This window comes from Bradyrhizobium sp. USDA 327 (genome assembly GCF_041262065.1).
GTDB classification, from domain to species: domain Bacteria; phylum Pseudomonadota; class Alphaproteobacteria; order Rhizobiales; family Xanthobacteraceae; genus Bradyrhizobium; species Bradyrhizobium liaoningense.
Map to the genome: position 1 here is coordinate 2,992,549 of NZ_JBGCCW010000001.1, position 18,021 is coordinate 3,010,569.

Annotated in this window: 16 protein-coding genes; 12 read left to right on the forward strand and 4 right to left on the reverse strand. The window is 61.8% G+C overall.

Features of this window, described 5'->3' with window-relative positions:
• The first annotated feature begins 221 nt into the window (after positions 1–221).
• Both ABIA42_RS13765 and ABIA42_RS13770 read left to right on the forward strand, forming a co-directional pair.
• Positions 222–1,037 (forward strand): alpha/beta fold hydrolase, encoded by an 816-nt coding sequence (locus tag ABIA42_RS13765; protein WP_370113009.1) that lies wholly within the window; start codon positions 222–224, stop codon positions 1,035–1,037.
• Between the two features lie 12 nt (positions 1,038–1,049).
• Positions 1,050–1,682 (forward strand): hydrolase, encoded by a 633-nt coding sequence (locus ABIA42_RS13770; RefSeq protein WP_370113007.1) that lies wholly within the window; start codon positions 1,050–1,052, stop codon positions 1,680–1,682.
• An 18-nt stretch (positions 1,683–1,700) separates the two neighbouring features.
• Here the strand turns inward: ABIA42_RS13770 and ABIA42_RS13775 are convergent, their stop codons facing one another.
• Positions 1,701–2,627 (reverse strand): helix-turn-helix domain-containing protein, encoded by a 927-nt coding sequence (locus ABIA42_RS13775; RefSeq protein ID WP_370113005.1) that lies wholly within the window; start codon positions 2,625–2,627, stop codon positions 1,701–1,703.
• Between the two features lie 232 nt (positions 2,628–2,859).
• On the opposite strand from ABIA42_RS13775, the gene ABIA42_RS13780 reads away from it, so the two are divergent.
• A complete protein-coding gene (locus ABIA42_RS13780; RefSeq protein ID WP_370113003.1) occupies positions 2,860–3,834 on the forward strand; it encodes a LysR family transcriptional regulator in 975 nt (324 codons plus the stop codon).
• Here the strand turns inward: ABIA42_RS13780 and ABIA42_RS13785 are convergent.
• Positions 3,827–4,759, reverse strand: coding sequence for a ring-cleaving dioxygenase (locus ABIA42_RS13785; protein ID WP_370143780.1), 933 nt, complete (start codon positions 4,757–4,759; stop codon positions 3,827–3,829). The genes ABIA42_RS13780 and ABIA42_RS13785 overlap by 8 nt on opposite strands.
• Positions 4,760–5,033: 274 nt before the next feature.
• Here ABIA42_RS13785 and ABIA42_RS13790 point away from each other — a divergent pair, with 274 nt between their 5' ends.
• The 8 genes from ABIA42_RS13790 (at position 5,034) to ABIA42_RS13825 (ending at position 13,612) form a co-directional block, all read left to right on the forward strand.
• A complete protein-coding gene (locus ABIA42_RS13790; RefSeq protein WP_370113001.1) occupies positions 5,034–5,897 on the forward strand; it encodes an alpha/beta fold hydrolase in 864 nt (287 codons plus the stop codon).
• Positions 5,898–6,000: 103 nt separating this feature from the next.
• Positions 6,001–6,453 (forward strand): (2Fe-2S)-binding protein, encoded by a 453-nt coding sequence (locus ABIA42_RS13795; protein WP_370123487.1) that lies wholly within the window; start codon positions 6,001–6,003, stop codon positions 6,451–6,453.
• A 47-nt stretch (positions 6,454–6,500) separates the two neighbouring features.
• Entirely contained in the window at positions 6,501–8,597 is a 2,097-nt protein-coding gene (locus tag ABIA42_RS13800; protein WP_370112999.1) for a molybdopterin cofactor-binding domain-containing protein, read from the forward strand.
• A complete protein-coding gene (locus ABIA42_RS13805) occupies positions 8,594–9,892 on the forward strand; it encodes a c-type cytochrome (protein WP_370112997.1) in 1,299 nt (432 codons plus the stop codon). Before ABIA42_RS13800 ends, ABIA42_RS13805 begins: the two co-directional genes overlap by 4 nt.
• Before the next feature lie 132 nt (positions 9,893–10,024).
• Positions 10,025–10,927, forward strand: coding sequence for an MBL fold metallo-hydrolase (locus ABIA42_RS13810; protein ID WP_370112995.1), 903 nt, complete (start codon positions 10,025–10,027; stop codon positions 10,925–10,927).
• A 90-nt stretch (positions 10,928–11,017) separates the two neighbouring features.
• Complete coding sequence (locus tag ABIA42_RS13815; protein WP_370112993.1) at positions 11,018–11,491, forward strand: MaoC family dehydratase; 474 nt, start codon at positions 11,018–11,020, stop codon at positions 11,489–11,491.
• A 196-nt stretch (positions 11,492–11,687) separates the two neighbouring features.
• Positions 11,688–11,987: a UBP-type zinc finger domain-containing protein gene (locus tag ABIA42_RS13820; RefSeq protein WP_370112991.1), complete on the forward strand. Its 300-nt coding sequence runs from the start codon at positions 11,688–11,690 to the stop codon at positions 11,985–11,987.
• Positions 11,984–13,612 carry an MFS transporter gene (locus ABIA42_RS13825; protein WP_370143781.1) on the forward strand — a complete coding sequence of 543 codons (1,629 nt, stop codon included), beginning with the start codon at positions 11,984–11,986 and terminating at the stop codon, positions 13,610–13,612. Before ABIA42_RS13820 ends, ABIA42_RS13825 begins: the two co-directional genes overlap by 4 nt.
• A 1,047-nt stretch (positions 13,613–14,659) precedes the next feature.
• Here ABIA42_RS13825 and ABIA42_RS13830 read toward each other — a convergent pair.
• Positions 14,660–15,220 (reverse strand): hypothetical protein, encoded by a 561-nt coding sequence (locus ABIA42_RS13830; RefSeq protein ID WP_370112989.1) that lies wholly within the window; start codon positions 15,218–15,220, stop codon positions 14,660–14,662.
• Positions 15,221–15,241: 21 nt separating this feature from the next.
• Positions 15,242–17,026: a caspase domain-containing protein gene (locus ABIA42_RS13835; RefSeq protein WP_370123482.1), complete on the reverse strand. Its 1,785-nt coding sequence runs from the start codon at positions 17,024–17,026 to the stop codon at positions 15,242–15,244.
• Positions 17,027–17,215: 189 nt separating this feature from the next.
• Here ABIA42_RS13835 and ABIA42_RS13840 point away from each other — a divergent pair, with 189 nt between their 5' ends.
• A complete protein-coding gene (locus ABIA42_RS13840) occupies positions 17,216–17,974 on the forward strand; it encodes a methyltransferase (RefSeq protein ID WP_370112987.1) in 759 nt (252 codons plus the stop codon).
• Positions 17,975–18,021 lie beyond the last annotated feature (47 nt).

Below are 18,021 nucleotides of genomic sequence, written 5' to 3' on the forward strand. Positions count from 1 at the left end.
GGACGATTTCGTCGCCGCTTGGACTCCGGCCCGATGTCCGTGTGCGACTATTTGCCGAGCATGCCTTCTTTCCGCCCCTCGTCCGAGATCGCCAGCATGTCCAAAGGACGCGCAGATAGTGCAAGCCAAGCGGCCCTCCTTTCGCGAGGCTTCGCGCGAAGGGGGACCGAGGCGTCGAAAGCGATGCATCGGTCCTATTACGCGCGTCAAAGGAGCTATCGATGGCCTTGCTGAAACTGCGGGACGGTACCGAGCTTTATTACAAGGACTGGGGAAGCGGAAAGCCCGTCCTATTCAGCCATGGTTGGCCGCTGAGCGCCGACATGTGGGACGCGCAGATGCTCTTTCTGGCCGAGCGAGGCTACCGGACCGTGGCATTCGATCGCAGGGGATTCGGCCGCTCCAGCCAACCCTGGACGGGTTACGACTACGATACCTTCGCCGACGACATCGCAGAACTCATCAAGCATCTCGAACTGAAGGAAGTGACGCTCGTCGGATTCTCGATGGGCGGCGGAGACATCGCCCGCTACGTCGCGCGACACGGCTCTGCGCGCGTCTCGAAGTTCGTGCTGCTGAGCTGTGTCACTCCGCTGTTCGTCAAGACCGCGGACCACGACGGCGTCGACAAATCGGTATTCGACGGCATCAAGGCCGGCCTTATCAAGGATCGCCCGCAGTTCCTCGACGACTTCAATCCCCTCTTTTACGGGACCAACCATGGCATGAAGGTGTCGCAGGGCGTATTCAAGCAGACGCTTCAGATCGCCCTTCAGGCGTCGATCAAAGCGACGCTCGATTGCGTAACCGCATTCTCGGAAACCGACTTCCGGCCCGACATGGCCAAGATCGACGTCCCCACGTTGGTAGTCCACGGCGAGGATGACCAGGTCGTGCCGCTCCCCTATACCGGCAAGCTGGCCGCCGAGATGATCAAAGGCGCCAAGCTTAAAACCTATCCGGGCGCTCCGCACGCTACCACGACGACGCACGCCGATCATGTCAACGCGGACCTGCTTGCATTCCTGAAGTCGTAGTGGAGAGGTCACATGGCGTCGAATCCCCTCCACTTACTGGAACCGAAGGACTGCGCCCTGCTTTTGGTCGACCAACAGGCCGGCCTGGCGTTCGGCGTCGGATCGATCGACCGGCAGGCGCTCATGAACAATGTCGTCGCGCTCGCGAAGACCGCGACTGTGTTCGGTCTGCCTGTCGTCGCATCGACTTCCGCGACAAAGGTGTACAGCGGCCCGCTGATGCCGGCCATCAAGTCGGCCCTGCCAGGCATCGAGCCGATCGACCGCCGCAGCATGAACGTTTGGGAGGACGAGAAGGCGCGTGACGCCGTCCTCGCCACCGGCCGCGGACGTCTCATCGTTTCAGGCCTGCTCACCGAGGCGTGCGTGACGTTCGCCGTTTTGTCGGCGCTGTCGGCCGGCTTGGAAGTCTATGTCGTCGGCGATGCCTGCGGAGGGCTCACTCCCGCAAGCCACGAACTCGCTCTTAGCCGGATGGAGGCCGCGGGGGCTCACCTGACATCGTGGATTCAGATTCTGCTCGAAATGCAGCGCGACTGGACGCGACACGAAACTTACGATGGCGCTCGCGCGATCGTCGAATCCCATGCGGGCGGATACGGGATCGGGTTGGCTTATGCCCGCGATATGATCCGTCCCGCCTGAGGCGTAGCGGGTCTGGACCTAGCCTTCGGTCCGGACCCGCCGCCAAGCGCCGGGACTTGCTCCCACACTGCGCGAGAAGACCCTGGTGAAGTAGCTCTGGTCACCGAAACCGCAGATGAGCGCGATGTCGGCAAGCGGAAGCTTCGTGCTCAGCATCTGACGCTTGGCTTCTTCAATTCTAAGCTGCGAGAGGAATTCATGCGGCGCGATACCTGTGCTGCGCCGGAACGATCTTGCGAAGTGGCTGGGCGTCAATTTGCACTCCGCAGCTACGTCGGCAATCGTCAGGCCGCTGGCAAGACGCGTTCGCATAATCTCCTTGGCGCGACGCTCCTGCCAAGGCGCAAGGCCTCCGCCGACCGCGCTATCCTGGGGGCGCAGGCCGCCGTAGGTCTGCGCAAAATGGGCGATCAAGCTCAATCCGATCTGGTCGATGAAGAGCTGATTGTTGGCCGGATCCTGCTCGACAGCGCTGAGAAGCACGCTCGACAATGTCGAAAGATACGGGTCGCGCTGATCCCTGCCCCACTTGAGCGTCGCCACCGGCTTGGCTCCGTGTTCGCGGGCGAATTCGTTGAGGGCGCTAGTCGGCACGTAGTATTGGACGGCATCGAACGGACCCCTAAATTCGCACTGAGGGTTGTCCATCAGATTGGTGACGCTGACCGTGCCGGCGCCGAAGGCTCCCGAATATCTCGGCTTACCGGCGAGCCAGCAGGAATGCCTCTCAAGATCGCCCAGTTGGTGCAGGATGCTGAAGGCTGGCTCGGAAGGTATGGCCGCCGTCCGCTCCCGAACGAAACGAGAGCAGGTCAACCGCGTCATCGCGAGCGCCAGTTGTCCCTCGCGATGGACGCGAAGCAGACAGTCGCCCTCCATACCGAGGTGTTCACTGATACGACGACCATAGAAGCCGCCGGACGTGCTATCAGAACCTTCCTTCATTGGAACGTCCATAGCCCCCCATCACAGATCGCGTCCGCACAACGAATCTCTCTTAGAGAGATAATCGCCTTCGTTCAAGACTCCGATCCGACGACCGCCGATAGCAACACGTGCTTATCGGAAATTGTCGCCGAAAAGGAAACGATGTCGCACGATAGGTGATAAAACCCGGGCTTGATAATCCATTCAGACTCCACATTATTTGTGAAACTGCTTCACAGATGGTCATGACATGGACAACCGGATCGGCGAAATGCAGGTCTTCCTCCGCGTGGTGGAGGCCGGCAACTATTCCGAGGCAGCGCGCCGCCTCTTGATGACGCCGTCGACGGTCAGCAAGCTTGTCGGAAGAATCGAGGAGCGGCTCGGTGTGCGACTTTTCGAGCGTTCGACGCGGCGTTTGGCGCTGACCGCCGAAGGGCGGATGTATCATGAGAAAAGCCTCGCGCTTGTCGCCGAGCTTGATGGGATCGAGCGGGGAATTTCCAGGGGTGCGACGACGGCCGGTGGGACAATTCGCGTCAACACGACTATATCGTTCGGTATCCTAGGTCTCGAACCTTTGCTCCCGGCCTTTTGGAAGGCCCATCCCGAGATCGTGATCGATATTTCACTCTCCGATGAGGTCGTCGATCTTTATCTGGATCGGACGGACGTCGCCTTCCGCGTGGGCCCTCTGCAGGATTCGGCGATGGTCGCCAGACGCATCGGGGTCGTGAAGAGGCGGATCGTTGCATCACCCGACTACATCGCGCGCATGGGCGAACCCAAAAAGGTCGAGGATCTTTCCCGTCACAAGTGCCTAGGGTTCAACTTCAGACGGTCCGCGCCGGTCTGGCCGCTGAAGGAGAGCGGCCGTATCGTAGACCGGATGGTCAATGGCCCTCTCGTCGCGAACAATGCCCAAACCTTGAAGAGAATGGCCATCGCGGGCGTGGGGATTGCCAGGCTCGCCGACTACCACATCCGCGATGACATAGCTGCTGGCCGACTGATCGAAGTGCTCAATGGCACCGTTGGCGACGACGAGCAGATACACGCGCTTTATCACGGCGGGCCGCGTCTTCCCTTCCGGGTGAAGGCCTTCCTTGACTTCGTCTGCCCTCGCCTCACCGATTTCATGGAAGGCAAGGCCACTCGCGAAAAGCCTGCGCAAAGGGCCGTCCCGCAGGGAAAGGCGAAGCGAGCAACCAGGGCGCCTAGCTGAGCGGAGGCAGGATCGCTTGCAATTCGGTGCGGCGATCTTCTAGGAAAGCGGGCAGCTTGAGATGTTCCCCCAGGCGCTCGGGCGCTTCGTCGACCGCGAATCCGGGACCATCGGTGGCGATCTCGAAAAGGACCCCACAAGGCGCACGGAAGCCTACAGCGCTCAGATAGGTTCGCTCGATTGGATCGCTTACCGCCATGCCGTATGCCGAGCGTAGCTTCTCGACCATCTCCGACCTATCGTCGATATCCCTCGAGCGAAAGGCGACGTGGCGGATGGTACCTCCGCCGAGCCGTCCCCGCGAGGACTTCCCTATCACACGCAAGGTGATGGCGCCTCCCGGTCCGCCGTGCGCAGCCAAGCGGATAGAACCATCCCTCCTCGACACAAGCCCGAAGTCGAAGACCTCCTGAAGGATGTCGATCGTCGCGTCCTCCTCGCGGACATTGAGTGTCACGTCATGAAGGCCTTCGAGCGGGCGAACTGTTGGCCCATCTCGATGGACTTCCGACGATTGATCTTCCAGTGTCTCGACCAATGCCAGTGATGTTCCATCGGGGTCCGCGAAACAGAGCATTCGCTCTCCGAAGGGTGACATCTGCGATCTACTGGGTACACTACACGAATCCAGGCGATCGGCCCACTGACCGAGGGAATGCGGCGGTGCCCGAAATGCGGTCTGGACGACTTCGCCGACCCCGACGAGTCCCGCTGTCACGCAGTTCCAGGCAAGGGTGCTTATCACAGTCCCTGGAGAACCGAACTCGGCGCCATAATAGACGTGGTAACTGCCTGGATCGTCGTAGCAGACGGTCTTCTTAACCCGCCTAAGCCCTAGCACGCCTCGATAGAAGTCGGCCGCGCGCCTTACGTCGCCGACGATCGTCGTAACGTGGTGAATTCCTCGCGCGTTCACTTGGCTCATTCCCAGTCCGCGACCCCTAGGCCGCATGGTGCGTCATACCTGCCTAGCCGGCCTTTGGTTCTCGTTGTGGCTGCCGGTCATAGCAGACACACAACCCGGAACTTGACCTCTCGTCTTGGACTTTCTCCCGAAAACCAACCCGTTGCGAGGCAATTATAGCGATTTTTAATGCTGTCGCGACGCAATCGTGCAAAGCGCGCTGAAATCCTGCAATGACTCCCCGGCCGATCAGCCTAACGATTGCGGCCCGAAACCGCAGCGGGGCGCCAGATCCGTGACCACCATCCATCGGACCACGTGCCGTGCCAACGGCATCAGGCAGTTCTACCTCGAGGCGGGGACTGGGCCGCCGGTAGTGCTTCTGCACGGCTTTCCCGAGACTAACTTCGCCTGGCGGTTCCAGATTCCGGCGCTTGCGCCCCAGTACCGGGTGATCGCTCCGGATCTTCGCGGGTACGGGGAAACCGACAAGCCTGCAAGTGGCTATGACAAGCGGACAATGGCCAATGACATCGTCGAGTTGCTGAAGGCGCTCGGGATCGGACGGGTCGCACTTATTGGGCATGACCGTGGTGCACGGGTCGCCACCCGCCTGGTCAAAGACCATCCCGATCTCGTCGATCGTCTGGTCGTGATGGACAACGTCCCCACGCGGATTGTCGCGCGCGAAATGAAAGCCAAAGTCGCCCGCGAATACTGGTTCTTCATGTTCCACCAGATTCCGGATCTTCCGGAGGCGTTGATCGCGGGTCGGGAAGACATCTGGCTTCGGCACTTCTTTTCCGACTGGTGCCACGACCCATCGACGATCACCGGCGAGGCGTTTGAAACCTATGTGAAGGCCTACAGAGCGCCCGGCGCCGTTCGGGGCGCGATGGCCGATTACCGAGCAAGCGCGGAAGATGTCGCGCAGGACCTCGAAGATGCCGACAAGAAGATCAAATGCCCCGTGCTCTCGCTTTGGGGACAGGATTTTGGCGCCGTCGGCCGCCTGTTCGATATGAAGGCGATCTGGAGCGAGATGGCGGAGAATCTCACTGTGGCTCCCATCGAACGCTGTGGTCATCTTCCGCAGGAAGAACAGCCGGATATCGTCAACAAACTCCTTCTGAATTTCCTCGAAGGTTGGAGCGGCTGAGTCTGCGAGGCTCGCGCGCAACAACGTCCAATCCGTCTTGAGATCGGACAAGACGGGGTCGCGGAGCTGGGCGATGCTCGAGCTCGATCGATCGGGACGACAGATGATATCGCTCAACGTGAACGGCCGCGACTATTCGGTACAGGTCCCAGACGACATGCCGTTGCTTTGGGTGTTGCGCGATCTCCTGAATCTCAAGGGTACGAAGTTCGGGTGCGGAATCGCGCAATGCGGCGCGTGCACCGTACATGTCGATGGTCGGCCTGTTCGTTCCTGCATGTTGCCTGCGGCAGACGTCGGTCCGCGGAAAGTAACGACCATCGAGGCCATCGGACAGAGCGAGAGCGGGCGCAGGATCCAACAGGCGTGGCTCGATCTCGAAGTCGTCCAGTGCGGCTATTGCCAATCGGGCCAGATCATGAGCGCTGCCGCTCTCATTGAGCACAATCCCAGCCCCGACGACGTCGAAATCGATGCCGCGATGGCCGGAAACATCTGCCGCTGCGCGACCTACGTGCGTATTCGCACGGCGATCAAGGCGGCCTGCCGCAGATGAGTGGGCCTCTTTCGATTTCCCGGCGTCAGTTGATCGTTGGCGGTCTCATGGTGGCCTTCGCGGGCGCGGCCAGGGCAAGAGAGGCGTCTGAGAATGCCGCTGCAAGCGCGCTCGGTGGATTCGTCAGGATCTCCCGCGAGGGACGTATATCGCTGGTGATGCCGAGCGTGGAGATGGGGCAAGGCATCTACACGGCGGAGGCCGCGCTGCTGGCCGAAGAACTCGACGTGCGCCTCGACCAGATCGAGGCGATTGCCGCTCCCCCCGACGCGGCGCTCTACGCGCAACCTCTGTTCAAGGCCCAGTTGACCGGCGGGTCCACGTCGATCCGAGGATTCTGGACTCCCCTTCGTGAGGCCGGAGCCGCTGCGCGGCTCATGCTCGTCGCCGCTGCGGCAGAGAAGTGGGGTGTGCATCCTGACGAGTGCTCCACCAGTAACGGCACGATCGCACATCCGTCGACTGGTCGAGTGCTCCGGTATGGAGACGTCGCGGAAGCGGCCGCTGCGACACCGATGCCCGAGCACCCGTCGCTCAAGACGCCTGGCGAATTCAAGATCATCGGCAAGTCGCTCCGGCGCATCGACACCCCTTCGAAGGTCAATGGAAGCGCCGTATACGGCATTGACGTGTCGGTCGACGGGATGAAGACGGCGGCTGTGGCTATTTGCCCCGTGGATGGAGGCAGCCTCAAATCGGTCGACGAAGCAGAGGCTCGGAAAATCCTCGGCGTCGTCGACATCCTTCGCATAGAGGACGCGGTCGCGGTCGTCGGCGAGCATTATTGGGCTGCCCGCAGCGGCATCGAAGCGCTGAAGATCGCATGGGATCTCGGGCCCAACGCCAAGTTGACCACCGCATCGATCCGTGCCGAGGCCACGAAGGCAGCGGATGAAGGGACACCCATAAATGCTCTCGAACGAGGCGACGTCGAGACCGGGCTCAAGAACGCATCGAAGCGGTTGACGGCCGAATACGAACTCCCGTTTCTGGCCCACGCCACCATGGAGCCGATCAACACGACTGTTCACGTTCGCCCGGACGGGTGCGACATCTGGGTGGGGACCCAAACGCCCGTCGTCGCGCAGAAGCATGCGGCCCGTATCACAGGTCTCCCTCCCGAGAAGGTGATCTTGCACAATCATCTCATCGGAGGCGGATTTGGACGCAGGTTGCAGGCGGACACGATCGAACAGGCGGTCCGCTTCGCCAAACAGGTTCCCTACCCGCTCAAGGTCATCTGGACGCGCGAGCAGGACATCCGGCACGACCGCTTCCGACCTAGCTATCTCGATAGGTTGACGGCCGGCCTGGATGATCAGGGCCGGCCTTTGGCGTGGACGCATCGCACCACATCGGGGACCGTCAGACGCTACTTCGACGAAAACGGCTGGCCGGAGGGAAAGCTCGATAAAGACGCCGTCGATGGCGCGTGGGACAGCCCTTATGCGTTCCCTGCCATCCGGGTCGATTGGATCAGGCACGATCCCCCGGTGAAGCTGAACTGGTGGCGCGGCGTCGGTCCCACTCACAATGTTTTCGTCGTCGAAAGTTTTCTCGACGAACTGGCGCACGCTGCGGGAAGGGATCCGATCGCCTATCGGCGCGCGTTACTCGACGCCAACCCGCGGGCGACGGCGGTCCTGGACAAAGTGGCCGAGGCTGCTGGCTGGACCAAGCCTCTTGCGCCGAGGTCGGGGCGAGGCGTTTCGCTGCACCAGAACTTCGGGACCTACGCCGCTTTGGTCGTCGAAGTCTCGGTCGGCTCCTCGGGAATGATCACGCTGAGAAGAATCGTTGCGGCCGTCGATTGCGGCATCAAGATCAATCCCGACATCGTTCGCGCTCAGCTCGAAGGCGGCGCTCTATTCGGACTCTCGGCCGCACTTTACAACGGCATCACTTTCAGCGACGGACGGGTCGAACAGAGCAACTTCAACGACTATAGACAACTGCGCATCAATGAGACGCCGTCGATCGAGGTCCATCTATTGGAAAGCAGCGAAAAGCCTGGCGGCCTCGGTGAAGTAGGAACGGTCTCTGCCGCGCCGGCGCTCGCTAACGCCGTATTCGCGGCTACGGGCGTTCGCGTGCGGCGCCTGCCGATCGATCGAGGCCTCCTGTCCAAGCGGGCAAACTCATGAACGTCCGGCGGAGTCTCATCACCGTGGTCGCTCTAGGCGCCCTGGGCGCGATTTCGGCCGCATGTTTTTTCTTTTTGCCAGCATCGATCGAACAAGTTCGACCCAGCGATGCGCAGCCGATCGGCCCTGCTCTGGTCAGTAAGGGCGAGTATCTGACCAAAGCCGCCGATTGCGCCGCCTGCCACACGGCTCCTGGAGGCGAGCCGTTCGCGGGCGGGCGCGCTTTCAAGCTGCCGTTCGGAACGATCTATTCGACCAACATCACGCCCGATCAGGAAACCGGAATCGGACGCTGGAGCGACGCCGAATTCGTGAGGGCCGTGCATCGGGGAATCAGAAAGAACGGCGAAGACCTTTACCCCGCCTTCCCCTATACGGCCTACGCGCTCCTTTCGACGGATGACGTCCTTGCCATTCGCGCCTACCTTTCGACTTTGCTGCCTGTGTCTCGGCCGAACACCGACAACACGCTCTCCTTCCCCTTCAACCTGCGCTACACGCTGCGCGCGTGGAAGCTCCTGTTCATGCCGACCCGACGATGGGAGCCGTCCCAGGCCCACGACGTAGCCTGGAATCGTGGCTCATACCTCGCGGAGGCCCTCGCGCACTGCGGCGATTGCCATACCCCACGCAATCTTCTGTTCGCCACGAAGACGAACAAGAAATACGCGGGGGCGGTCGTGGACGGCTGGAAGGCCTACAATATCACGTCCGACATGGAGACCGGGATCGGCGCGTGGTCGGACGCCGACATCGAGCGCTATCTGTCGTCCGGACACGCGCCGACCCGTGGCAGCGCCGGCGGCGGCATGGCCGAGGCGATCGACCTCAGCCTCCGTCATCTCACGTCCGAAGATATCGCTGCGCTGACGCGGTACCTCAGAACCATACCGCCGCAAAAGACGGAGCTGGCCGCCCCGATCGATCATCATCCCATCACGCTGGCCGACGCCACTGCTTGGTCGCCAGGCCTGAATCGGAGTGAAAACGCCGGCTTCCGTATCTTCGCTTCGGCTTGCGCAAGCTGTCACGGCTGGAACGGCGAAGGTCAACAGACCGAGCATGCACAGCTCCGCGGCTCACGCAGCGTGAATGATCCGGACGGCCCGAACGTCGTTCGCGCCGTGATCGAGGGCATCCGGATCGGATCCCCGAACGGCAACAACACGATGCCTTCGTTCGCCGCGGCCTACTCCGACGAAGAGATCGCCGCGGTCAGCAACTACGTTATCGGTCACTTCGGCGGCAAGCAAGGCCGGGTCACCCCGGCCATGGTTGGCGCGGCTCGCGACTGAGCCATTCGACCCCAGGAGACAAAGATGAGACCTGTTTCGATCGTGATGTGCCTGGCGCTCGGGCTAATGTCTTGTGACGCAGCGGACGCCGCAGCCCCCCAGGTTCGGACGCAAGCGCCTGGATTCTATCGAATGATGCTCGGGCATTTCGAGGTAACCGCCTTGCTCGACGGCACCCATCCCTTTCCTGTCCACGAAGTAATGACGCGGAATGAGACGGCGCCGACCGGAGAACGAAAGGCCGTCAAACTGGCGGAAAGTCATCCCGGCAAAGCCGAGGCGCTCCTTGCCGCTTCCGATCTCCCCGCTCCGGTCGAGGGCTCGATCAACGCCTTCCTGGTAAACACGGGGACGAAGCTCATTCTGATCGACAGCGGTGCTGGCAGCCTCTACGGCGCGTGCTGCGGGCACCTGATCGAGAACTTGAGGAAGGCCGGATACACACCTGAGCAGATAGACGAAGTCTATCTGACCCACCTTCACGCGGACCATGTGGGAGGCATCGCCCCGCAGGGAAAGCCGGCGTTCGCCAACGCCGTCATAAGGGTAAACCAGAAGGATCTGGATTACTGGCTCGACGTCAAGAACGAGAGCGAGGCTCCCAAATTTCTCAAACCCATGTTCGAAGGCGATCGCGCCTCCTTGAAGCCCTACATGGAGACCGGCCGGCTGAAGTCGTTCTCTGAAGGCCAGGAGCTTTCCGCAGGAATTCGCGCCATCCCAACTCCTGGGCACACCCCCGGCCACACGTCGTACGAAGTGACCAGCGAAGGCAAGACACTTCTGGTCTGGGGCGATCTCGTACACGTGGCGCCGATCCAGTTTCCCGACCCGGCCATCACGGTGACTTACGATAGCGACCCGGTATCGGCGGAGGCGGAACGAACGGGCGTCTTCGCACAGGCCGCCAGGAGCGCAACCTGGATCGCGGCAGCGCACATAGCATTTCCGGGTATCGGGCATATCCGATCGGTCGACGGGCGCTTCGAATGGTTGCCGACGAACTATACCACGGAGCTCAAGCCGATTAACTGACTCAGGCCGTCGCCGGGCGCGAGCGCCAAGAGCGCGTGGCGAGCCTGTTCGCGGGTACGCCTCCGCACCGACATCAACTGAGGAGAAAAAATGACCTTCGCATTCGACCCAAGAGAATGGCACATGGTTCCGGAACGCAGTTTCGGCGAACTCAAGCTTGGCGAGACTTTCCGCGCGCCAAGTCGCACGCTGACGGACGCCCATGCTTCCGCTTTCCAGACCGTGTCGTGTGACAATCATCCGATCCACTACGACGTCGGCTACGCCAAGCGGTTCGGCCATTCCGCTCCGGTCGTACACGGCTTGCAGGTTCTTGCCTTTACCGCTCCTGGCGCTACGTTGCTGCCGCACACCTTCGGCTCGATCTTCATTGCGTTCACCGAACTATCGGTGAAATTTCTCAAGGAGGTCCATGTCGGCGACACGCTCTATCCCGCGCTTGAAATCGCTGCGCTGGAGCGTATGGGCGACAAGGGCAAGGTAACCACCGACGTTACGGTTCACAACCAGAATGGCGAGCTCGTTTTGTCCGGTCAGCACTCCTACCTGCTCAGGACAACCTGAGCACGATCGCTCCGCCGAGCCGCTGATCGCTTGACTCGCCCTATGGAGTACTGCTCGGACGTGACCGGGTGCGGGCGCAGCGGGCGCGCTTGTGTGCGGATGATCGCGGGAGCCATGGCCGGCACCGTCAGACGATCCCCGCGCCTCACGGCGTGACGAAAAGCGAAGAACTCGCCGACCGATGAGGAATAGTAAAATGCCGCGATGCATCCACATGAACTCCCGGACGGTTAGGAGAGTCTCGCCCAGCGCCCCAGGCTGTGAGGAGTGTCTGAAAACAGGAAGCTGGTGGGTGCACCTTCGGATATGCCGCGAATGCGGCCACGTCGGCTGCTGCGATCAGTCTCCTAACCGGCACGCCACCGCACATTTCCACGCGACCAAGCATCCGATCATGGAAGGCTATGACCCGCCCGAGGGCTGGGGATGGTGCTACATCGATGAGATGGTCGTCGATCTTCCCGACCAGACGCCTCCTTCCGGATCCACGCCATGAGTTTGTCGAACGAGAGTCATGCCTCCCCCGATCCGAAGATCTCCCCCACCTCGCCCTGGGTGGCCTTCCGCTACAAGACGTTCACGGTGGTGTGGTTAGCGACCGTCGTCGCCAACGTAGGCACCTGGATGTACAACGCCGCGTCCGGATGGCTGATGACCAGCCTCGCTGCTGATCCGCTTACCGTCTCTCTGGTCCAGGTCGCGAGCAGCCTACCTATGTTTCTGTTCGCGCTGCCGGCCGGCGCGCTGGCGGACACCGTGGACAAACGCCGCTTTCTGATCGGCTGTGAGATCGCCCTCACCCTTGTCGCGGCAGCAAGCGCGATACTCGTTGAACTGAACCTCGTCACGCCACCCGTCCTGCTCCTCTTCACGTTCTTGTTGGGCGCTGGCGCTGCGTTTACCGCGCCGGCCTGGCAGTCGGTCGTGCCCCAGCTTGTCCCGAGGAAGGATCTGGCCGCGGCCGTCGCCAGCAACGGCGTCGGGGTCAACATCAGCAGAGCCATCGGGCCCGCGCTAGGCGGCGTAGTCATCGGCGGATTGGGTATCGCGGCGCCGTTCTGGTTCAACGCGCTGAGCAATTTCGCCGTGATCGGCGCTCTTCTTTGGTGGCAACCGGCTGCCTCCACGGGCAGCGGGCTGCCGCCGGAACGTCTCGCCGGCGCCATGGTGATCGGCTTTCGTCACGTACGCTACAATCCGAACCTTCGAGCGACCCTGGTCAGGGCCGTGGCGTTCTTCTTCTTCGCGAGTGCCTATTGGGCGCTGCTCCCCCTCGTCGCCCGCAATCAGATCGCGGGCGGCCCCGAGCTCTACGGTGTTCTGCTTGGAGCCATCGGCGTCGGCGCTGTCACGGGCGCCTTCAAGTTGTCATGGATGAAGACTTCTCTCGGACCAGATCGGCTTGTCGCGGCGGGAACCGCCGGCACTGCGCTGAGCCTGGTTCTCCTGGGCGTCGCGCATCAGCCGGGAGTGGGAATCGCAGCATGCCTCGTCGCGGGTATCTCATGGATCGCCGTCCTTGCGACTATCAACGTCTCGGTCCAGGTCTCGCTGCCCGATTGGGTCCGCGGCCGCGGCCTGGCAATGTTCGTCACCGTCTTCTTCGGAGCGATGACGGCCGGTAGCGCGCTTTGGGGACAGCTCGCTTCGGGACTGGGCCTGCCGGAGGCGCATTTCATCGCAGCAGCGGGCGCAATCGCAGGGATCGCACTGACCTGGCCCTGGAAGCTTCAGGGCGGTGCCAGCATCGACCTTGCTCCTTCGATGCATTGGCCGGCGCCGATATTGAACATCGAGGCCGAAGCCGACCGCGGGCCTGTACTTGTCACGGTCGAGTACTTGATCGCCCCAGACAAGCGCGAGGCCTTCCTTCCCGCTGTCATGGCGCTGGGCCTGCAAAGACGTCGCGACGGCGCATATGCCTGGGACATCTTCGAGGACGCGGCCCAGAGCGGACGCTTCGTGGAGACGTTCATGGTGGCGTCCTGGCTCGAGCATCTCCGACAACACCAGCGGGTGACGAATGCGGACCGGGTCGTTCAGGACGCCATCCGCAATTTCGGCGCCACGGCGGAGCCCAAGGTTACTCACCTAATCGCAGCTCGCCCACCTTCCCAATGATCGGCCCTGGAGAGCGCTTTGATCGTATGGCTTTCCGTCATTCGGGGTTGCTCGGTCTAACCTCTTGGCGCTTTCGGAGGCTGAAACCCATTTAAGATCGAATCACGGCAGGCTACTTCCCTAGATCTCTAGAGGTCCTCCTTTGCGCGAGCGATCTCCTGCTGCGCCGCGCCGAGAAATGACGCCATCGTCTTCGCCAGTCTCCGCCCCTGACCAGCCGATATCGGGCAGACAATCGAAGGGCCACTCGCGATTGACGATTGACTCGGATGGAACAGCGAAGATCGTCTGGCTGACTCCGATGGAACCAAAATTGACTCGAATCCTGCGCAAAATTTGACGCTGAATCATTTGGCTTTTTTGTCCTCAGACTCGGGTCCAACCCGAACCGACATTCCCGCCTGCTGAAACTCCTCTCCTGATCCGAGTCTGCTTTCGGCTCTTTTGAGCCTAGCCCCTCTACAACGCATCGAGCCGCAGGCCTTCCCATTCGAGGAGGTTCGCCGGACGATAGGTCTGCGCGCCAACGCTCAAACACCGAGGTGTCGACGGTCTCTTTCATCCTGAGCGTCGTGGCCTCCAGACCGACGGAACGGTAGAGCGATTGAGGGCGGTGCCCGAACTCGCCGTAGGAGTTAGTGACGGGCGGCATGACCTGCGCCGTGTCGATGACGACCTCATCTCGGAACGCGAGGCCGGCGTATTGGTCCATAGGCGATTTCAACGGGCGCTGCGCCAACGAGGCGCTCGCGGATCCGCCATCGAGAAGATCCGGCCGTCTAACAGCCGCGCACGACGAGCAGTGCACGTGATCCTGGCCCTCGCGGCGGAGGTCAATTACTGCCCTGCCCTCGGCGGCTGCCTTCACATGAAAATGGAGAACGGCGCCACTTACGGCGAATTCGTAGGGCGAGAGCTCTGAGGGTAAAGGGAGGGGAAGCGCGCCCTTCCCCGATTGTCGAAGATTCACTTGCGTGGGATCGAGCGACTCCTGAGCCCTCGAGAAGATCATGGTTCGCAGCGAGGATGGTCAAATCCGATGGCGGCCTAACCGCCAAATCTCTTGACGAGCTTTGAGCCCTTGGCCGTGCTGATCTGCTGGCTGGTCAAGTCGCTTCCCGCGCTCAATCCCTTCACCATGAGGTTCTTGACGCGCTGCGCCGCCTGCTTCTCGTTGGAATAGTCGATCTCGACGTGATCGAGCTCCATCAGATGGCCGAGTTCGTGCGCCCAGGCGCGTCCATTGGCGTGGTCATTGCCATACCACTGGACGAAGCTCGCGGGCTCGGGAGAGCCATTCGGGTATGAACCTCCGCCGGCGTTCAGACTTGCGATCGAATTGACCAGGAAGATGTGGACCGCATTGTCCGCGTCGTGCCGGGACGCGAGAACGCCCAGCAGGACCTCATCGCTGCTGCGCCTGCTCGGTGCCATGTCGAGCGGTTTGTCCAAGATGCAATCGCTGATCACGAAGGCGATCTTCGCCTTCGACCAGATCGTATTGACGACATCGAGCGCCTTCTTCGCTGTGTCGCAGTCCCATTGCGCAGGCTCGAGGACGCCCCTGTTGGCGAATGGGGTGACATAAAGTCTAAGCGGAATGGACATGCGCCGGGCTACCGATCAGTCTTACGGCAGGAAGAACGGTATGAAGCCGATTCCGCCACCACCACCGCCGCCTCCGCCCGCGTTAACCTCGGGCTTCGGCGGCCTTGCAGGCCGTGCCGGAGCTTCTTCGGGGTCCCTGTTCCTGCGCTCGAGCTTTGCGGATGGTGTCGGACGGGCCCTGCGCTTCTCGCACTCATCGTCATTATTCAGGAAGTAGCCCGCGGCGCAGGTGATCTTGACACACCGATCTCCATCGCGTTTCTGGCCGGATCCGCAAATTATCGGGCAAACCCGCGCCGATTTGAGCTTGATCGCGTCGAGCGCCTCAGGGCTCGCAGCTTTTGCATCGAACGTGGTGCCGGCATTCTTGTTGTACAACTCGAGCGAACGCCGTGAGGCCGCATCCCAGTCGCCATCGGCCGGTCCGCTAAAGCAACCGACCCGGCGCAACTCGGCTTGCACCGATTTTGCAAGCTCGGCCTTGGACGGCGGTGCCGGCGCGGACGTCTGTGGAGCCGGCAGCGCGGCCACTTTCGCATCCGAGTTCGGGGGAGCCTCTTGCGACGGGTCGGACCCAGCCTGAGCGCCAATTCTCGCGACGGCTATTTCAGCTTCCCGGCGACGCTGCTCGGCCTGCGCGGCCAATTGTTGCGCGGTTTCTCTGGCCTTCTCCGCTTCGGCACGAGCGTCCTGCGCTGCTTTCAAGTCCGAGGCGGCTTTGGCCAGTTGTGTCTGCTGGGCCCCCTGGTTGACGAGCCGCGCCTGCTCCTGCTCGGCCTGGCGCGCCTTTTCCGCTGCGGCCGCGCGCTTATCTTCCGCATCGATCTTGGCGAGCTGCAGCTTGGCCAGATTTGCGTAGTAGCCGTCCGGATACTGGGCAAGGAAGTAGTTCAGCGCATCCTTGTTGCCGATCTGCAGCGCGAGCTCGTAATCGTGCCGAATTTCTGCACGCGCCGAGACCGGTGGAGTTGCAGGCAGCGGTGGCGGGGCCGGTTGAGGCGCTGCGGCGGCCGCTTCCTTGGCCAGTGCCGGCACGAGCGGCACATCATCGCCACCAAGCGTACCGTACACATAGGGCTCCTGCTTGTTGCCGGTCGCCTTCATGACGTCGTCGCGGACGAAGCCGAACACCCGGCGCAGGTCCATGCCTGGAGTAGCGATATATTTCACCAGTGCCGAGGCATAGGGGCTGTTCTTGCTGCCACCGTCGGACGCCGTCGAGCCAGCCTTGGCAGCGAAAGCAACCAGCGTATTCGAGGTCGCCGGCTCGATCCTGGCGAGGCCCCGGCTGACAGCCCGCGAGCCGACCGTCCGCTTCATCTTGTCGGCGAAAGGATTGTTGCGGCAAGCATCGAGGATCACGAGCCGCAGCTGCCGCGCCGGCTCGATCGCCAGCAGCACTCGCTCGAGCGAAAAGGCCTCGTCGTACACATCTGTATCGCGCTCGAGCGTCGCATCCGTGGGGATCAGGTAGTTCGTACCTTCGAGCTCGATCCCGTGGCCCGCGTAGTAGACGACGGCGACATCCGAGTCGCGCGCCACATCGGCAAAATCACGCAGCGCACGCCGCATCTCCGATGCCTGGAGATCCGTGCGGGTCTGGACGACGTCGAATCCCGCTCTCTTCAGGGTTCCCTCAACGATCGCAGCATCATTGGCTGGGTTGGCAAGCGCTGCGGCGTTCTTGTAGGCCGAGTTGCCGATGACAAGCGCGACACGGTTCGCAGCCCATGCCGGCTGACAGACAATCAGCGCAGCGAGAAGAAACAGGGTACGGCGCAATGCCACAGATCGGTGCAAATGCATGGCAGTACTACTTCTAGATTTTCTTCTTCCATCATTTGTGTCGTCACGACAGAAGCGGTTCAATGCGATCTCATGATCCGGCTGTGGAACCCACAGGGATGGCATGACTGCGCTGGCTGGCCGGTCAATTGACCTCACCGCAAGCCTGCCGTTTAATGAGGCAGGTTTCGAACAGGCGAGATCACTCCCGTGACTGGCGCGAAGCTCGATCAGGCGGGAACAGCGCGGAAGGAGATTGCCGGGCGCGGAGGCAATGCCTTGTTGGATTGGACCGCCAGGGCCGTTGTCGTGATCATCTATGGCGGGTCTGCTGTTATGGGCGCCGCCAGCGTCCCTCACCTGCTTCCGCCGGACAATCTCCACGACGGGCTTGCGCTTGCGGCCAGAATTGCCAACATCCTGTTCCTCGGCCTCGTCGCGCTGACAACCATCACCAGGCTGACGCCGATCATGAAATCGCAGGGCATCGAGACGCGGGTCTCAGCCTTGCTGGGTACTTTCTTGAGCATCGTCCTCGCATTTCTTCCGAAGGCAGAGCTCGGGCCCGTCTGGTCGGCTGTGTCCTCGACGTTGGTCTTGGTGGGTACCTCGCTCTGCATCGTGGTGCTCCGCTGGCTCGGCAGATCCTTCAGCATTCAAGCGGAGGCCAGGCGTCTTGTGACGGAAGGGCCTTATCGGATCGTCCGGCATCCTCTCTATCTCTGCGAGGGGATTGCCCTCGTCGGCATAACACTCCAGGTCCTTTCACCGCTTGCCGTCCTCGTCGCCATCGTGATTGTGATGATCCAATGCCGGCGGATGATCAACGAAGAGCGGATCCTGAGGCGGGCATTTCCCGAATATGCCGCCTACCGCACGACAACTCCTTTTCTGATCCCCACGTGCCGGGCGATCGGCCGAATAGGCCGGGGCCAGGCACCGGCCAAGGCGATCGATCCGCACGCCTGACACCACGCTTCACATCCGCTCGATCTGCAACCAGGCGGAGTTCGATC